This is a genomic window from Streptomyces sp. NPDC093064, from assembly GCF_044754605.1.
Taxonomy (GTDB): domain Bacteria; phylum Actinomycetota; class Actinomycetes; order Streptomycetales; family Streptomycetaceae; genus Streptomyces.
The window spans coordinates 150,759-165,982 of the sequence record NZ_JBIVPK010000005.1 but is presented as its reverse complement, the minus strand read 5'-3'; the positions used below and the strand labels follow the sequence as shown (position 1 = coordinate 165,982).

Below are 15,224 nucleotides of genomic sequence, written 5' to 3'. Positions count from 1 at the left end.
CAGACCGCGTTGACGGCCGGCCCTCGTGCCGTCCTCCCGCCGGCCCTGACCTTGTCCTCGTCGACCTCGTTCTCTCTTCATCCGGAGGTTTGCGCGTGAGTGCGCACACAGCGGTATCCGGGGGCCCGGACGGCTCCGCGACCATGGACCACAAGCACGTGCTGCGGGCACTGAGCGGGCTGCTCACGGTGCTGTTCGCCGCGATGCTCAGTTCGACCGTGGTCTCGGTCGCGCTGCCGCAGATCATCGGCTCGTTGAACGGGACGCAGTCGCAGTTCACCTGGGTGGTCACCGCGACCCTTCTGGCCTCCACCGCCTCGACGCCGATCTGGGGCAAGCTGGCCGACCTCTTCAGCAAGAAGCTCCTGCTCCAGATGTCGATCGCGATCTTCGTGGTGGGCTCGTTGGGCGCCGGCTTCTCGCAGAACACCGCTCAACTCATCGGCTTCCGCGCGGTGCAGGGCCTGGGTATGGGCGCACTGCAGGTCCTGGTGCAGGTCGTCATCGCCGCGATGGTCAGCCCCAGGGAGCGCGGCCGCTACAACGGCTATCTCGGCGCGGTCATGGCGGTGTCCACCGTCGGCGGCCCGCTGCTCGGCGGGGCGATCACCGATGTCTCCTGGCTGGGCTGGCGTTGGTGCTTCTTCATCGCGCTGCCCTTCACCGTCGTCGCCTCCTTCATCCTCAACCGCACTCTGCACCTTCAGGACGTCCGGCGTCCGGACACCAAGGTCGACTACTGGGGAGCCTCGCTCATCGCGGCCGGCGTCAGCCTCCTGCTGCTGTGGGTGACGTTCGTCGACAACTCGTTCGCCTGGCTGTCCTGGCAGACCGCCGCCATGGTGGCCGGCGCCGTCGCACTGCTGGGTGCGGCCCTGTCGGTCGAGTCCCGGGTCGCCGAGCCGGTCATACCGCTACACATCATCAAGCGGCGCGACCCCGCCCTGGCCATCATCGCGAGCCTCGCGGTCGGCATGGCGATGTTCGGCGGAGCGGTCTTCCTCGGCCAGTACTTCCAGATCGGCCGCGGCTACTCGCCCACCGAAGCCGGCCTGCTCACCATGCCGTTGATGGCCGGGGTACTCGTCTCCTCCACGGTGGCAGGCCGGATGGTCTCCACGACCGGCAAGCCCAAGCCCGTCGTCGTGGTCGGTGTCGTCGTCCTGACGCTCGGCTTCCTGGGCCTGTCCATGATCGACCACGAGACGTCCCTCGTCGCGGTGTCGGCCGGCATGGCCGCGGTCGGTGTCGGCGTCGGTATGTCCATGCAGAACCTGGTCCTCGTCCTGCAGAACAGCGTCCCGCTCAAGGAACTCGGCGCGGCCAGCGGAGCCATCACCTTCTTCCGCTCCCTCGGCGGCACGATCGGCGTCTCGGTGCTCGGGGCGGTACTGGCCGGCACCGTGAGCACGAAGATCACCGAAGGTCTGGCCAAGCTCGGCATCGACGCCGGCACGGGCGGTGGCGGAGGATCCACTCTGAACATCAAGGCGATGCCGGCCCCGGTCCAGGACGTCGTACGCGCCGCCTACGGAGACGCCACCGGCCACATCTTCCTGATCTCCGCGATCATCGCCATGGTCGGTGTGGTCGCCACGCTCTTCCTCACCCCCGTCACCCTCCGCGACAGCGTCGACCTGCCGGGCCAGGCCACCGACGACTGAGACTGGATGAGGCGAACACCGCCCACCCGCCAGCCGCCGGCACTCGGAGGCTTCCCGCAGGTCAGCGCACCCCTCCCCGTGGTTTCAGCGTGACCGGCGGGAACTCCGGAGCGGGCAGCGGAACTCCGCCACCGCCGGTGACGGCAGCTTCCTCCGACGCAGACAGCGGCCGCGCTCGGAGGCGAGCGCGCGGCGGACGCACCACGGTGGCACGCTCGGCCAGTTGCTGCCCGCACCGTGGCACTGCCACCTCGATTACTGGGCCCCGCCTGCCGATTTGGGTCCTGGTATAGGCCTCTGAGCCCTGTCCATGGGCCCAGGTGTCGTCGTTATGGTTCGACCCCCGGCGGGCGTACGGCCGGCCCTGGTGACCGGATCGAGCAAGCCACGACGAGGTGACGCGTGAACCGCAACGACCGCATACGCCGAGGAGTACGCACGAGCACGGGGCAGACAGCAGTCGAGTACCTGGGAATGCTCGGGCTCGTCACCCTCGTGGTCGGCGCGATCGTCGGCACCGTCATCGGGGGCGACATCTCCCACTCCGCACACCGGCAGATCTGCCGGATCGTGGAGATGACAGGCGGCAGCGGCTGCGCCGACGACAACGATGTCAACGACCGCGACGGGCAGTCCGATCCCGGCGAACCCGTCAAGCCCGCCGCCGCCCCGGGTGAACAGACCGGCGAGCCCGATGGCGAATCCGGTGACAAGCCCGACGGCAGCAAGGGGAACGCACTTCCCGACCTGTGCTTCGAGCCGCGGGAACGGTCATCGAAGTCATCGGTCTCCGTTCCGGGTAACGGCCCCGTCAGCACGGCGGCTGCCTGGGGCTACTCCTGGCTGGTCAACTTCGTCATCGACAAGGTCGACAACGAGAAGAACAAGGAGAAGCGGGTCCAGGAGGCGCTTGCGGACCTCGCCTACTGCCTCCCCGACTACAACATCGTCATCGCGCAGCCGCATGAGGGCAATCTGCAGCAGATGGACGGTGCGGCACTGATCGAGACCGTCAGCATCAGCGGTACGACGTACCGCGTCTACGCGTTCAGGACCGGCAAGTTCACCTGGGCGGACGACGCCGACCTCGGCTGGAAGAACCGCGGGTTCTACGGCGTGTTCGACGTCAGCGAGGACCGCCGCACGGTCACGTTCCAAGAGCCGCCCCGCCCCCAGCGGAAGCAGGGCTGGAAGCCCGGTGACGAGGGTTGCGAGATCGAGGGGGAAGAACTGCCCGACCGGAGCCGGTACTACAACACGTACTCCCCACTGGGCAACGAGGCGTCGGCTCAGGCTGTCCGGATGCTCGTGAACGACATGCGCCGCTGCTTCCCCGACTACAACGTGGTCGCGATGCACTCGGAGCAGTCGTCGCACTGGGTCGAGCAGCCGGATTCGTTCGTCCATCACGGCAGATACCGGCTGAACTCCAACGAGTACCACGCCGACGAGGAGGGGGATGACATCGACTCGGGCCGGGCCGTGTTCGACATCTACGTCTTCGACAAGGGCACGTTCAGTAATGACGGCGACGGCGGCTACACCAACTGGGCCTTCTACGGCGACTTCACCCGCGACGGCACGGAGGTGACCTTCGAGCAGCCGGAACCCGCCGACCTGGACGCCGACTCCCTCCCCACCGGGACGGGCACGGTCAACTTCAACGACGGGACGCCGAAGTACACGGACGGCGGGCCGTACCCCGGTACCGACTACGCCGGCGATGTGCCGGGCGACAGCGCCGAGTTGATCCATTCGCTGATCGACGAGTACAGCCGCAGCTTTCCCGACACGAACATCATCGCGGTGAAGTCGTTCAACGACCTCTCCTTCTCAAGGGTGTCCGGCCTCGAGCACCTTGCGGTGGTGCACGGTGTCGATGTGTTCTCCATCGACGAGGGAACCCTCTCCAACAACGGTGACGGCGGCTGGCAGAACTGGGGGTTCGCCGGCACCTTCGAGCGCGCCGAGGGCTCGAAGGAGGTGACCTTCAGCAGCCGCTGACGGTCGAACGAACGCTGCAACGAGGGTGCTGGGAGCGGGCAGTGGAGCGCCGTCGCAGCCTTTCAACTCGCCAAACCCTGCCGGCCATCCGCCTGCTGCCGCTGCTGGGCAGCCGGCGGATGAACACGTTCGACCACGGGGTCGTCGAGGACTTCATCCAGACCATGGAACGCAATGGTGTCGGCCTCGCCGCCCACCAACTCCTCGCGCGAGAACGACAGCGGCCCCTCCCCCGGCCTCAGCGGCCGGGGGACGACGACAGGGCCGCGGCCGTGACACCCAACGGGGCCGCAGGCGCCCCGACGTCACAGCTCGTTCAGGTTGTCACGGCTGGTCATGAAGTGCTTACGGCCGCCCGCATACCAGGACACCAGCGCGAACAGAGCGACCACGGCCACCGCGATCGGCGCATAGTTGAAGCTGTCGACGTTGACCGGCCGCGTCGGCGGCAGCACGAACAGCACGCAGATGACCACCACCCACACAATCGCGACCCAGCCGACCAGGCTGCTCCACTTGCCCAGGTGCCACGGTCCCGGAACGAACTCGTTGCCGCGCAGACGACGCAACAGCACCGGCGTGACATAGGCGATGTAAAGGCCGATCACCGCGATCGAGGTCACCGCCAGGTATGCCGTGGTGTTGAACAGCGCCGGCACCGTCAGGATCGCCGAGAGCGTCACGCAGAACCAGATCGAGTTCGTGGGTGTCCCGGTGCGCGGGTTGACCTTCGCCCAGATTCTCGACCCCGGAAGGGCGTTGTCGCGCGAGAACGCATAGCTCATCCGGGAGTTGGCCGTCACCGAGGCCATCCCGCAGAAGAACTGCGCTGCACACACGATGAACAGCAGGAACTTCGCCGTGCCCGGACTGTTCAGCGAGTCCAGGAAGACCTGCGCCGGCGGCAGCCCGGTACTCGACGCGGCCAGCTTGTCCAGCCCCGCGGCACTCTTGTCCTGGATCGACGCGGTGATGGAGTAGAGCAGGATGAAACCGCCGATGACCGAGATCACCACGCTCATCACAATCCCGCGCGGCGCGCTGCGGGCCGCTCCCCTGGTCTCCTCCGCCACATGGGCCGACGCGTCGTACCCGGTGTAGGTGTACTGCGCCATCAGCAGGCCCATGAGGAAGACGTAGATGCCGGAGGTCCAGCCGGTGGCGTTGTGCCAGCCCGTCAGCGTCCACCCGGCGGACTGGTGGTGCTCGGGCAGCGCCCACAGCACGGCGACGATGACCAGGACGCCCACCACGTGCCACCAGGCGGAGACGTTCGACAGGAACGCGACGAGCTTCACGCCGAACGTGTTGAGCAGCGCGTGCAGAAGAATGATCGCGAGGAACAGCAGGAAAGTACGGCCGGCAGTGACCTCGGTGCCCCAGACGAGGTTCATGAACGCCATCCAGGTCGTGGCGCACCCGAAGTCGATCGCGGCGGTCACGGCGACCTCGCCCATGAAGTTGAACCAGCCCACGAACCAGGCCCAGGCACGCTTGTTGTTCCTGGCAAGCTCACCGGCCCAGAAGTAGAGACCACCCGCAGTGGGGTAGCGCGAACACACCTCGGCCATGGCCAGCGCCACACACGTCACGAAGACACCGACCACCGCCCAGCCGAGCACGATGGTCGACGGACCACCCGACTTCAGCGCGATCCCGTACGACGTGATGCAGCCCGCCAGGATCGAAATGATCGAGAACGACACGGCAAAGTTTGAGAACGCGGACATACCGCGATGAAGTTCCTGCTTGTAGCCCATCTCTGCGAGACGGGCAGCATCCTCGTCCAGCTCTATCTCTGGCTGGACTTCCTCTTGCGCAGCCATCCACGACTCCTCATCGACGAGGGACGACGGCGAACAAAGTGGCGTACGACACACCTCTTGTCAATGGCTTGTTCTCAAACCTTTTCCGGCCGCGACACACCGGCTCGACCGGGCCACCAGGAAGATGCCCACGCCCGCAGGCCCTGTCTGTTTGCCGGCTACGGCAACCGGGAAGACCATCACCCCACCACACGCCCACCGCATGCCCGTGGCTGCAGCCGCCGTCACCCGACTGTTCCCGCTCCACCCGTCTCGCACCGGAAATCGGAGCTTGGCCCGCGACAGAGCTGCGAGGACTGTTGGCATCCGCGGTCGCGGGTCGAAGTGCCCGCACCCGTGAACGGATGCGGCATGCGCAACGGCGAGGCATTCGCGGTCAACCTCGCCGCCGACGACGTCTACCGCATCACCGAACAAGTCAACCGCACCACCTGCCGCTCCGAACGGCTCAAGCACCGCAAGGCAGGCGAGTACCGGGATGTGCCTCAGGCGTGCTGCATCTGAGCCAGTGCGGCCGAGCGCCCGAGATGACCTCAATGGACAACTCCGATACTCGAACTCGTACTCAGGCGGAACCTCCCCATCTGTTCGTCACAGCGGTCGTGACCCCGTCGCCGCTTGACTCAGCCCGGTCGTGGCGCAGATAGCGACGGCGAGGAGAACGTCACCGTTGTGTGTAGGGGAGCCACAAGTGGCCCGGGCGGGACGGGACCCAGGCGGGGCCCAGGGGGAGGCGGGCGCGGAGCCGTCGGTAGGGAATTGGCCCCGCCCTGGATCGCGGGGATGCGAGCAGGTCCTGCGGCCGACCGTCGCGAGCCGGGCAAGCGCGACAGATCCCAGGGGCGGCTCGGACGACGGCAGCCCGAACAGCGCTGTCATGTTCGTGCCGTGCCCGTTTAGGACAGCGGCGAGGGCTTCTCCTTGGAAGTGAACGCTCCACAAACTCTGGGCACCGCCCGATCGGCCGCCTCTCACCCTTCGACTCCCCAGGGAGTCGACTTCCGTACAGTTTCAAGGAGTTCCCCGTGAAGAAGACCCTGATCCGGGCTGTCACCGCCGTGGCCGCGCCAGCTGCGCCCTGGGCAGCGCCCTGCCCGCCACGGCCGCTGCTGGTGCGCCGACCGCCGCCGTCAGCTCCGTCTCCTCCACCGACTCGGTGATCGACACCTCCCGGTTCTCCCCAAAGGAGAAGGCCCTCATCGACCAGGTGCTGGCCAAGCTGCCCGCCGGCTGGCAGCAGCACGCCACGGCGCTCGCCGCGAAGTACGGCATCAATGACACTCAGTTCGCCGGCCTTCTGCGCAGCGCCATCAATTCGGCCGACTACCAGTGCCGACGCACAGCGTTGGGCAACTACGCGGACCACCTGCTGGACGGAATCAAGAACCCCGACGTCCCTCTCGTCCTGAACTTCCTCGGGGTGTTCAACCTGCCCGCGCGACTCGCTGCTGTTCGGGTCCGAGTCGAAGTCCAACGCCTTCGGCGTCGATGGCGAGTACACCAACAAGCTGACGTCCGAGATGAAGAACCTGAAGCGCTTCTGGGACATCCCCTCCGACGACATCCAGCTCGTTCCGATGCACGGCGGCGACCTCTTCTCCTCGCCGGAGCGCCTGGCCCCCGTCGTCTCCTTCGCCTACGGCACCTCGCCCGAGAACTCGCTGCTCCTAGCCAGTGCGCTCATCGACATGCCCGCCCTCCAAGGCGGCAACAACCCGATGTTCACCTTCAACGCATTCGCGTTCTCCGAGCAGGGCTCGCCGGAGTCGCTCGGCATTCCGGACAGCATCATCATGGGTGACGGCATCCTTGCGGTGGGGTCCCGCAGGATGCTCGCGCTGTACACCACTCGATAGGCGATCCCGCGGGCCAGGGCCTGCAACGCATAGGTATCGGTCTCCGGCACACGGCCGCCCCCGCCCACCGGTCCGATCCACAGCGCACGCACCTCCGTCACGGCCTCGTCGTGGACCCGCCGCCAGACCGCCTCGGGCCGCTCGGAGGTGTCGACGACCTCGACGTAGCTCGATCCCGCCGTGTGGTCGAGCCAGAACCGGGACAGGACCATCGCGCTCTCGTATGCGATCCGGGCTTCACGTGCGTGTCGCTCGGCGGCTGCCTCCAGCCTCGCGCGCGGTGGCTGGGCGGTCAGCCGGTCGTCGGTGCGGGACACCAGACCGATGTCGCTGAGCGCGGTGACCGCCCCCTGAAGCCCTTCGACAGACGACCGAACCAGCGTCGGCCGGTTGCTGAGCTCGGTGAAGGTCTGCGGACCTTGTTGCACGAGCACGAGGTAGACAGCCTCCGCCGTTGCGGAGAGGCCGAGAGCCTGCAGTGGGCTCATGTCGGCCCGGACCTCCTCGTGGCGCCCCCGTACTGCGTGATCGGCCTGGTGCCTGTCCTCGTTCGTCTTGCGGCTGCCCGCCATCAGTACCTCCCCCTTCCCCTGCGGTGGCCGGCACTCGGCCCGGACGCCCCGCCCGAGCTGCGGCTGGCGAGGCGGAGGGCCATCGAACTCGACGCTCCTGCGCCACCGACACCCACCCTTGAGAAGGACGACAGTAGAGGGCAGTGATCACGGCGAACAGCCGCGAACCATCTCGGTGACCGGGGGCAATGCGATTTGGAACAGATCCTGTGCTCAGTCACACGTCCTGCGAAGTGCCCGCGACTCTCCGCCTGTCACCGGACAGGCCCTGTTCGCAGACGTGGCGTGCAGGCCGGCGGATGCGCCGCAGGGTGCACCGCTGCTCGATGTGGAGCACGCCCTGAACGTCGCGCAGAACCCGGCGACGCGGTGGTGCAATCTGTGCGGCTGCACGGCGGAGCTCACGCCCCTGCTGCGAGGCTTCGAGCACATCGGTGACGGCGACTCCTGATCGCCGGGGCCTCGGCGCGGCAGCGGAGCCGACGCGCCGGCGTGACGAGCGCGCCCCGATCCCTGGCTGCGGCCGCAAGCCCATCCCGCCCGTCCCTCCGGTGGGATCCCCAGGACGCGGTGGAGATCGCCCGGCTGCAGGCGCGGGAAGTTGAACTCGCCGGGACGATCCTCACGCACGCGTACTGGAACAGCCCCGCCCCAGCCGATGTCCTCACGCTCCGTGAGCTCAAGCACCACCACGAGCACATGGTCAACGCCCCCAGCTAGTGCCCTGAGCGGGTGGGGGGCCGAAGGAATTCACTGGCCTGCTGAAGCGCGGCTCTCGTCGTGTGTAGCTCCCGCACCCGATCGTGGGGATTCCCAGTGGACCCCGTAGGCGGGATGCTGTTGGGCCCATCACTCGCGAGGGGCGGTGGTGAGCGGGAACCCTCCGTTGCCGCCGCCCCGCATGTCCTCCATGTCGAACGGGTCCGCGTCGGCCCGGATGGCATGGACATGGAGCGCTCCCTGGCCCGCGGGGGCGTCCTTGGCGGCGCTGATCCGGTACTCCACGGTGCGGGTGCCGTGGGCGGGCAGGTCCCGCGCACCGGAAGCGCCGGTCAAAGGCTGGTAGTCGTTGGCCACGACCAGCTCGACGGGGTGCCAGTCGCCATCGGGGGCCTCGCGTCGTTCCACCGTCAGCTTGGGCGGCCGCTCACCCGCGTAGTTCCACTCGACCTGTGCGGAGAGCGCGATGTCGCGGAGTGCCTTGCCGGTGGTGTTGCAGAGCTTGACGAGGACGCTCTGCGGTTCGCCGCCGGGGTGGACGGTGATGCCTTCGCGCGGGCTGGCGGCCGTGGTGATCAGGTAGCCGTTGGTCCTGTCGGCAGCGGTGAGCTTTGGACAGGGCTTGCCTTGGAAGGCCGCGAAGCCGGGGTTCGGCGAGCTCTTCGCGGCCGCCGGAGGGCTTTGCGTCCGCGTCGCCTGCGCCGCCGAAGGACCGGGCGAGGGGTTGCCCTTGTCTCCGTCTGCCAAGGCTGCCGGCCCCTCGCAGGCGGTGGCGAAGAGAATCACCGCTCCTGCGGCGGCGACGGCGAATCTGGCCCAGCGCCTGTCTGCGTGCACGGATGCCCCTTCTCGTGGATCACTGGTTGATGATCATGATGCCTGAGGACCGCTCACGGCTGCACCGCGGGGAAGGTGCCGTGACCGCCTCAGCGGGAGCGGACGGGCCCGCCTGACCATCGGGGAGGACACGTCGGCGCCATGCTCCTCGATCAGCCGCCCCGCCGGCCTGGCATGCCCCCACTGCCTCCGCGGATGACGAGACCGCCTTCGCGGTCCAGGAGCTGCTCGCCGCGCGGTGCGCCGTCGCGCCGGCGGAGCGTACGACCCGGGAGCCTGACGAGCCCGGCGTGCAGGTGCGGTTCTTCCTGGACCTTCAGCAAGACGCCGACACATGGGCCCGCGGCAGGCACCTGGCCGTGCTCGTGCCGGGCCATGACGGGGCTTCTGCCGCTGGTCGGCGGGGTCGACCGTGTCGGTCGGCTGCTCGGGCTGTGGCCGGTCGGCGATGGCGCGGCGGCGGGCATCGGCCTCGCGGGTGAAGGCGGCGAACCGCGCGAGGTTCTCCGGCGTGCGCATCCATGTCGCTGGACCGGTCGTGCGGCCCTCCAGCAGCTCCGGCATCGCGGCCTGCTGGTAGGCGTGGACCTCGGCGGCCCAGGGGTGGGCACCTGACCAGCAGTCCAGCGCGTCGGCGCTGGTCAGCGTGAGGTCGTTTTCCTGGTCGTTGTCCTCATGACTGATCTCCTGCTCAACCTGCGGATTTTGCTCCTGCGCTGGCTGTGGGTAGCTATGGGGGGTACGATTTTGGGGAAAGTGAATGCGATTGCCTTCGCAATTTTGGTGGGCCATTGATGTGTGTAACATCTCTCGGGCGTGGATTTTAATCCGAAGCGGTCCTGAATGTGAGCACAGCTCACCAGAATCCTGCAGGCCGCCCCACCATACCGAAGGGCTGTTTACGGACCGCGCGGCGAAAAATCCTGAACAGCATGCAGATTTGTTCGAGTGAGCTTTCGACCAGCCGTGCCGATCCCGAACCTGCGGCGTTAGAGCCTTGACGTTCAACCAGTAATGGGACTCACATGGGTTGGCTCACTTTCGGATACTTCGTATCGTATATTCCTTACGCCATGCTGGTGAAGGCACTGGCCAGCGGGGTGGCTCCACTGTCGTCCCAGCCGGTCAGCGGCTATGAGATGCTACCTGCATCCGTTTTCGGGCAGATCGCCGCGATGATGGTTTTCCTGGGCGTCTCGGGTCGGTGGCGGTACATGCGTCGGAGCGGGATCGGCGGGCGCCGGATTCCGATGGCGGGGCGGGAGACACTGGCGGCCGGCTTCTTCACCTCGCTCATCATTGGCGCCACCACGATGAACTACACCTTTGCCGGCGTCTCGATCCTCTTCATGCTGTTGCTGATGAGGGGCGGAGTTCTCATTCTCTCCCCATTGATCGACGTGGCGGGCAAGCGTCCCGTCATGAAATATTCCTGGTCGGCGCTGTTCCTCAGCCTGATAGCAATTTCGGTGGCTCTCGGTGACGTGAACAGCTATCACCTCACGCTGGCCGCCGTTGTGAGTGTCCTCATTTACCTCGTCGGCTACCTCGGCCGCTTCGAAATCATGAGCCGTGTTGCCAAGAACGGGGTTGTCGCAACGAACCGGCGATTCTTCGTGGAGGAGCATGTCGCGGCACCGGTCTGGCTGGTCGTGCTGCTGGGCTCAGGAGCGCTGGCCGGGCAACCACAACTGGGCGCGGGTTTCACCACGTTCCTCGGTACGCCTGCCGCGTTGGGGGCAGCGGGGACAGGAGTGGCCTACGAGATCCTGTTCGTCTTCGCCACGCTGATCTACCTCGATCGGCGTGAATACACCTGGGGTGTGTCGGCCTGGGCGTTCGCCAGCCTCCTGTCCGGCTTGGTCGGCTCCTTTGCGCTTGCCTGGCTGGCCGGGCTCCGGGCTCCGGGAAGCAGCCAGTTGATCGCGCTCGTGTTCGGGGTCGGCGCGGCTGCGGCCCTGTCCGGCCCGTCCGCCGCTCTCTGGTGGCGAACCCGCGGCACCGACGCGGCATGCCGGGTGCTGTTCGTCTGCGGTGGGAACACGTCCCGCTCGCCCATGGCGGAGGTCATCGCCTGGGGCCAAGCCGCGGAGGCGGGCGTCGCACACGCCTTCCGGTTCTCCAGCGCGGGTGTCGCGACGCCGCTGCCCCCGCGTCCGATGGCCCCCGGCGCCCGGTCCGCGCTTGTTGAACTCGACCTGCAACGGGTGCCGGGCCGAGGAAATCCCCGCCGTCACCGCGCTCGCTCGGTCACCTTGGAACTGTGCCGGGTCAACTCCGTCATCTACTGCATGACCCGAGCTCATCGCGACAGGGTGATCGCCATGGCGCCCGAAGCAGAGGACCGTACCCTCCGGCTGGACCCGTACTGTGACATCCCCGATCCGGAGGGGCAGTCTCCGGAGGCGTACCGCCGGTGCGCCCAGCACATCCAGCGCTCCGTCCGCGTCCGCCTGTGCGAGCTCGCCGACTCCTACGGCGTTTGCCGCACCACTTTGGGACGGCGGTGAGGCGTGGGATGACGCTCGGGCTTTGCGACGGCCTGTCCCCGACCACCTTGCAGAAGGTGATGTTCGGCCTGGTGGCCAGGGGGCTCAGCATTGTCGGCCACGCGGACGAGACAGCCCCGGTCAATCGGCTCGTTCCGCGGCGACCCTGTCTGGAGGTGTACGTCCAGTGGCGCGAGTGACGAGCGGATACGGTGCCGCCCTCGGGCGTCGGGCCCGGCTGGTCGCGGTGGCCACCGAACCGGAGGACCTCACCCCCCGTTCGCTGCGTGGCCTCGCTGGAGTCGCGGACGAGCTGGAGGTCCGTGCCGATCTGGTCGGCGATCCCGATCCGTCCTGGCTGCGGCGGCACTTCAGAGGGCAGCTGACCTACAGCCTGCGCTCTGCTCGACATGGTGGCCGCTCGGTTGCCGGCCCGGTGGAACGGCGCACCCGGCTCCTGCGCGCGGCGGACCACTATGAACTGGTCGACCTCGAGGCGATGGACGACGTGCAGCCGGAACTGCTGGCAGCCGTCCCCGCCCGGCAGCGGCGTGTCTCCTGGCACGCGTCCGGGCATGCGGGGAGGGCCGAGGGGCGCTGTCGAGCGGAGCTGCGGGAGGCATCAGGAAGACTCCGCGAGCGGTTCGCCGCGATGTCCGCCGTGCCGGCGGCGCTGTACCTCCTTGTGCCGCATGCGGGCGGACAGTACGGGTCTGCCGCGCCGCTACTGCTCACCGGGCTCGGACGTGCCGACGTGACGGCGTTTGCGTCCGGTCCGGTCGGCATGTGGACCCGGGTGCTGGCGCCGTGGCTGGGGGCGCCGGTCGTCTTCGGCCGGGTCGGTGCGCCGGGGGAAGACGGAACGCCGAGTGTGGGCCGGCTCCTGGCCGACTACGGCCTGCCCGCGTTGCCTCCGCTCAGCGGCCTGTTCGGCATTGCCGGGCGTGCGCCGGGACGGTCGTTGTCGCCGCGGCTGCACAACGCGGCGTTGCGGGAACTGCGGCTGCCCGCGCTGTACCTGCCCTTTCAGGTGGACGGGTTTTCCCGGTTCTGGCAGTGGGGCTTCGACTTCGGGTCGCTGGGTGGGATGCCCTTGCGCGGGCTGACCGTGACCGCCCCGCACAAGGAGAGCGCGCTCCAAGTGGCCGACGTCGCCGACCCGGAGGCGCTGGGGTGCGGTGCGGCCAATCTGCTGTGGCTCGACGACGGGCGCTGGCGGGCGGCCACCACCGACGCCGTCGGTGCCCTGCGCGCTCTTGCCCTGGGTGGAGTCGAACCGAGCGGCCGTACGGCCGCCGTCATCGGTTGCGGCGGCGCCGGACGGGCCGTCGCCTGGGCCCTGCGCGCGGCCGGAGCCAGGGTGACTCTGGTCAACCGGGGGATCGCACACGGCCGGGAAGGCTCCTCGCAGCTCGGGCTTCCCTACGTACCGCTGTCCCGGTTCTCCCCGGCGGGGTACGACCTGCTCGTCCATGCCACGCCACTGGTGGAGCGGGAGCCGTTCCCGGTTGCCGCAGCCGGTGGGGACGCGGTGGTGTTGGAGATGGCCTACCGCGATCCGCCGACTGCGCTCACGCGCGCCACCCGTGCTCGCGGGCTGGTCGGCATCGACGGCTGGCAGGTCCTGTTCGTCGAGGTGTGCGAGCAGTTCAGGCTGATGACGGGTCGTTCGATGCCCGAGACGCTGCCCCTGCGCTCGATCTGCTTCGGATTGGCCGAGCAGGCCGCCGGCCACGGCCTCACCGCATCGGGGGGACCGGCACGAACACACCGCGTGGGGCGGGAGGCACCATGACGATCCGTTCGACGTCCCCGTCCGGCCTGCCCACCGCCCGCCCGGCAGGCAGGCCGGGTGTTTCGGTGCTGCTGGGCGAGTGGGGCAGCGCCAACCAGCACAGTTCGACGGGCGCCCGCCTGCTGAACGTGACGTGGCACTTGGAGGGGGCCACCCCCACATGACCGACGACCTGCCCCGCGCCGCCGGATCGGCCCGCAGTCCGGCGATCGGAGACGACCAGGCTGTTCTCGTCACCGTGGCGAAGCTCGCGGCGGACAAATTCGCCCCCCGCGCTGTGGAGTACGACCGCAAGGCCGTCTTCCCCGCCGAGGATTTCGACGATCTGTTCTCCAGCGGTTTTCTGGGCGTCACCGTGCCCTGCGAATACGGGGGCCTGGGCTACGGCCCCCAGCAGCGCCACACCCTGCCCCTGTGGGAGATGACCACCACGCTGGCCAAGGCAGATCTGTCGCTGGCCCGCTGCTGGGAAGGGCACGCCAACGCACTGGTCCTCATCGACGCCCTGGCCACCCCGGAGCAGAAGCGACGCTGGTTCGCCGGCGTGGTGGAACACGGGGAGAAGTGGGCCGCCTGGAGCGGCGAACCCCAAGCCCCGAAGGCGGGCGAGAGGCTTCGTTTCGGCACCACGCTGGTCCCCGTCCACAACGGCTGGGTCCTCCGTGGCAGCAAAGCGTTCGCCACCAGCGCCACCGGAGCGCAGTGGGCGGTCCTGCTCGTCGATCCGGAGACACCCGGCGGAGCCCGCCAGACCTCAGAGGCCCACGGAAGACTGCTGCTGCTCGCCTGCGACCTGTCCGATCCGACCGTGAGCGTGGATGCTTCCTGGTGGGACCCCGGCGGCATGCGAGCGACGGTCAGCCACGCGGTGCGCTTCGACGGCACCTTCATACCGCGCGAACACGTCATCGGCGGTCCCGGCAGCTACTTCGCCGGGCAATGGCAGACCGCCTTCGTCCCCCATTACGCGGCCAGCTTCCTCGGCGGCGCCCTCGCCGCATATGAATACGGGCTCGCGTATCTGAAGCGGCAGGGCAAGGGCGGTGACCCCTATGTGCAGCAGCGAGTGGGCAGCATGGCGGTCAATGTCGAAACCGGGCGCCTTTGGCTGCGCCACGTCGCCGCTCTGTGGGACGAGGCCAGGCTCGACGAGGCCCGAATCGCCGGCGCCAGAGCCTGGCATACGATCGCGCATCTGGCACAAGAAACGGTGCATCACGTCATCCACGCGTGCGGCGCCCGCAGCTTGATCCGCCCAAGCCCCGTGGAACGGATCCTGCGCGACCTGACGCTGTACGAACTCCATGACAACCGCGATCACGTTCTGGCCACCATAGGCCGTGCCGTGCTCGGCGAGCAGTACGACCTGTCCTTCCACAGAATGTGAGAGACCCTCATCGTTGGGGCGTTCGTCTACGCCCCTCGGGGAACTCGCTCCGTCGCTGCAACCACTGGTCACCG

At 68.1% G+C, this 15,224-nt stretch carries 15 protein-coding genes and 1 pseudogene; 12 read left to right on the top strand and 4 right to left on the bottom strand.

Going from position 1 to position 15,224, the window contains the following annotated elements; all coding sequences use genetic code 11:
• The first annotated feature begins 95 nt into the window (after nucleotides 1-95).
• Nucleotides 96-1,664 (top strand): MFS transporter, encoded by a 1,569-nt coding sequence (locus ACIQFZ_RS08845; protein WP_402690900.1) that lies wholly within the window; start codon nucleotides 96-98, stop codon nucleotides 1,662-1,664.
• A gap of 402 nt (nucleotides 1,665-2,066) precedes the next feature.
• Complete coding sequence (locus ACIQFZ_RS08840; protein WP_402690899.1) at nucleotides 2,067-3,668, top strand: hypothetical protein; 1,602 nt, start codon at nucleotides 2,067-2,069, stop codon at nucleotides 3,666-3,668.
• A 62-nt stretch (nucleotides 3,669-3,730) separates the two neighbouring features.
• Here the strand turns inward: ACIQFZ_RS08840 and ACIQFZ_RS08835 are convergent, their stop codons facing one another.
• Together ACIQFZ_RS08835 and ACIQFZ_RS08830 are read right to left on the bottom strand one after the other, a co-directional pair.
• Nucleotides 3,731-3,865: a hypothetical protein gene (locus tag ACIQFZ_RS08835; protein ID WP_402690898.1), complete on the bottom strand. Its 135-nt coding sequence runs from the start codon at nucleotides 3,863-3,865 to the stop codon at nucleotides 3,731-3,733.
• A 108-nt stretch (nucleotides 3,866-3,973) separates the two neighbouring features.
• Nucleotides 3,974-5,494, bottom strand: a complete 1,521-nt coding sequence (locus ACIQFZ_RS08830) for an amino acid permease (protein ID WP_365424663.1) — start codon at nucleotides 5,492-5,494, stop codon at nucleotides 3,974-3,976.
• 351 nt (nucleotides 5,495-5,845) lie between these two features.
• On the opposite strand from ACIQFZ_RS08830, the gene ACIQFZ_RS08825 reads away from it, so the two are divergent.
• Nucleotides 5,846-5,998: a hypothetical protein gene (locus ACIQFZ_RS08825; RefSeq protein ID WP_365424661.1), complete on the top strand. Its 153-nt coding sequence runs from the start codon at nucleotides 5,846-5,848 to the stop codon at nucleotides 5,996-5,998.
• A 1,132-nt stretch (nucleotides 5,999-7,130) separates the two neighbouring features.
• Here ACIQFZ_RS08825 and ACIQFZ_RS08820 read toward each other — a convergent pair.
• On the bottom strand, nucleotides 7,131-7,922 hold the full coding sequence (locus ACIQFZ_RS08820; protein ID WP_402690897.1) for a hypothetical protein: 792 nt from the start codon (nucleotides 7,920-7,922) through the stop codon (nucleotides 7,131-7,133).
• 280 nt (nucleotides 7,923-8,202) lie between these two features.
• Here ACIQFZ_RS08820 and ACIQFZ_RS08815 point away from each other — a divergent pair, with 280 nt between their 5' ends.
• Complete coding sequence (locus ACIQFZ_RS08815; protein ID WP_365424658.1) at nucleotides 8,203-8,373, top strand: hypothetical protein; 171 nt, start codon at nucleotides 8,203-8,205, stop codon at nucleotides 8,371-8,373.
• A 119-nt stretch (nucleotides 8,374-8,492) separates the two neighbouring features.
• Entirely contained in the window at nucleotides 8,493-8,642 is a 150-nt protein-coding gene (locus ACIQFZ_RS08810) for a hypothetical protein (protein WP_365424656.1), read from the top strand.
• A 129-nt stretch (nucleotides 8,643-8,771) separates the two neighbouring features.
• Here the strand turns inward: ACIQFZ_RS08810 and ACIQFZ_RS08805 are convergent, their stop codons facing one another.
• Entirely contained in the window at nucleotides 8,772-9,479 is a 708-nt protein-coding gene (locus tag ACIQFZ_RS08805) for a hypothetical protein (RefSeq protein WP_365421654.1), read from the bottom strand.
• Nucleotides 9,480-9,676: 197 nt separating this feature from the next.
• On the opposite strand from ACIQFZ_RS08805, the pseudogene ACIQFZ_RS08800 reads away from it, so the two are divergent.
• The 7 genes and pseudogenes from ACIQFZ_RS08800 to ACIQFZ_RS08770 form a co-directional block, all read left to right on the top strand.
• Nucleotides 9,677-9,961, top strand: a pseudogene (locus tag ACIQFZ_RS08800) (DUF6207 family protein); the annotation flags it as partial.
• The gene (locus ACIQFZ_RS08795) at nucleotides 9,855-10,094 is read left to right on the top strand and encodes a hypothetical protein (RefSeq protein ID WP_365421656.1); all 240 of its coding nucleotides are present in this window, start codon (nucleotides 9,855-9,857) and stop codon (nucleotides 10,092-10,094) included. The pseudogene ACIQFZ_RS08800 and the gene ACIQFZ_RS08795, both read left to right, overlap by 107 nt.
• A 458-nt stretch (nucleotides 10,095-10,552) precedes the next feature.
• Nucleotides 10,553-11,989, top strand: coding sequence for a hypothetical protein (locus ACIQFZ_RS08790; RefSeq protein WP_402690896.1), 1,437 nt, complete (start codon nucleotides 10,553-10,555; stop codon nucleotides 11,987-11,989).
• Between the two features lie 8 nt (nucleotides 11,990-11,997).
• Entirely contained in the window at nucleotides 11,998-12,168 is a 171-nt protein-coding gene (locus ACIQFZ_RS08785) for a hypothetical protein (RefSeq protein ID WP_383060246.1), read from the top strand.
• Nucleotides 12,165-13,763: a type I 3-dehydroquinate dehydratase gene (locus ACIQFZ_RS08780; RefSeq protein WP_383060244.1), complete on the top strand. Its 1,599-nt coding sequence runs from the start codon at nucleotides 12,165-12,167 to the stop codon at nucleotides 13,761-13,763. Before ACIQFZ_RS08785 ends, ACIQFZ_RS08780 begins: the two co-directional genes overlap by 4 nt.
• Entirely contained in the window at nucleotides 13,760-13,927 is a 168-nt protein-coding gene (locus ACIQFZ_RS08775; protein WP_365421640.1) for a hypothetical protein, read from the top strand. The genes ACIQFZ_RS08780 and ACIQFZ_RS08775 overlap by 4 nt, the downstream gene beginning before the upstream one ends.
• Nucleotides 13,924-15,150 (top strand): acyl-CoA dehydrogenase family protein, encoded by a 1,227-nt coding sequence (locus tag ACIQFZ_RS08770; RefSeq protein WP_383060242.1) that lies wholly within the window; start codon nucleotides 13,924-13,926, stop codon nucleotides 15,148-15,150. The genes ACIQFZ_RS08775 and ACIQFZ_RS08770 overlap by 4 nt, the downstream gene beginning before the upstream one ends.
• The last annotated feature ends 74 nt before the right edge of the window (nucleotides 15,151-15,224 follow it).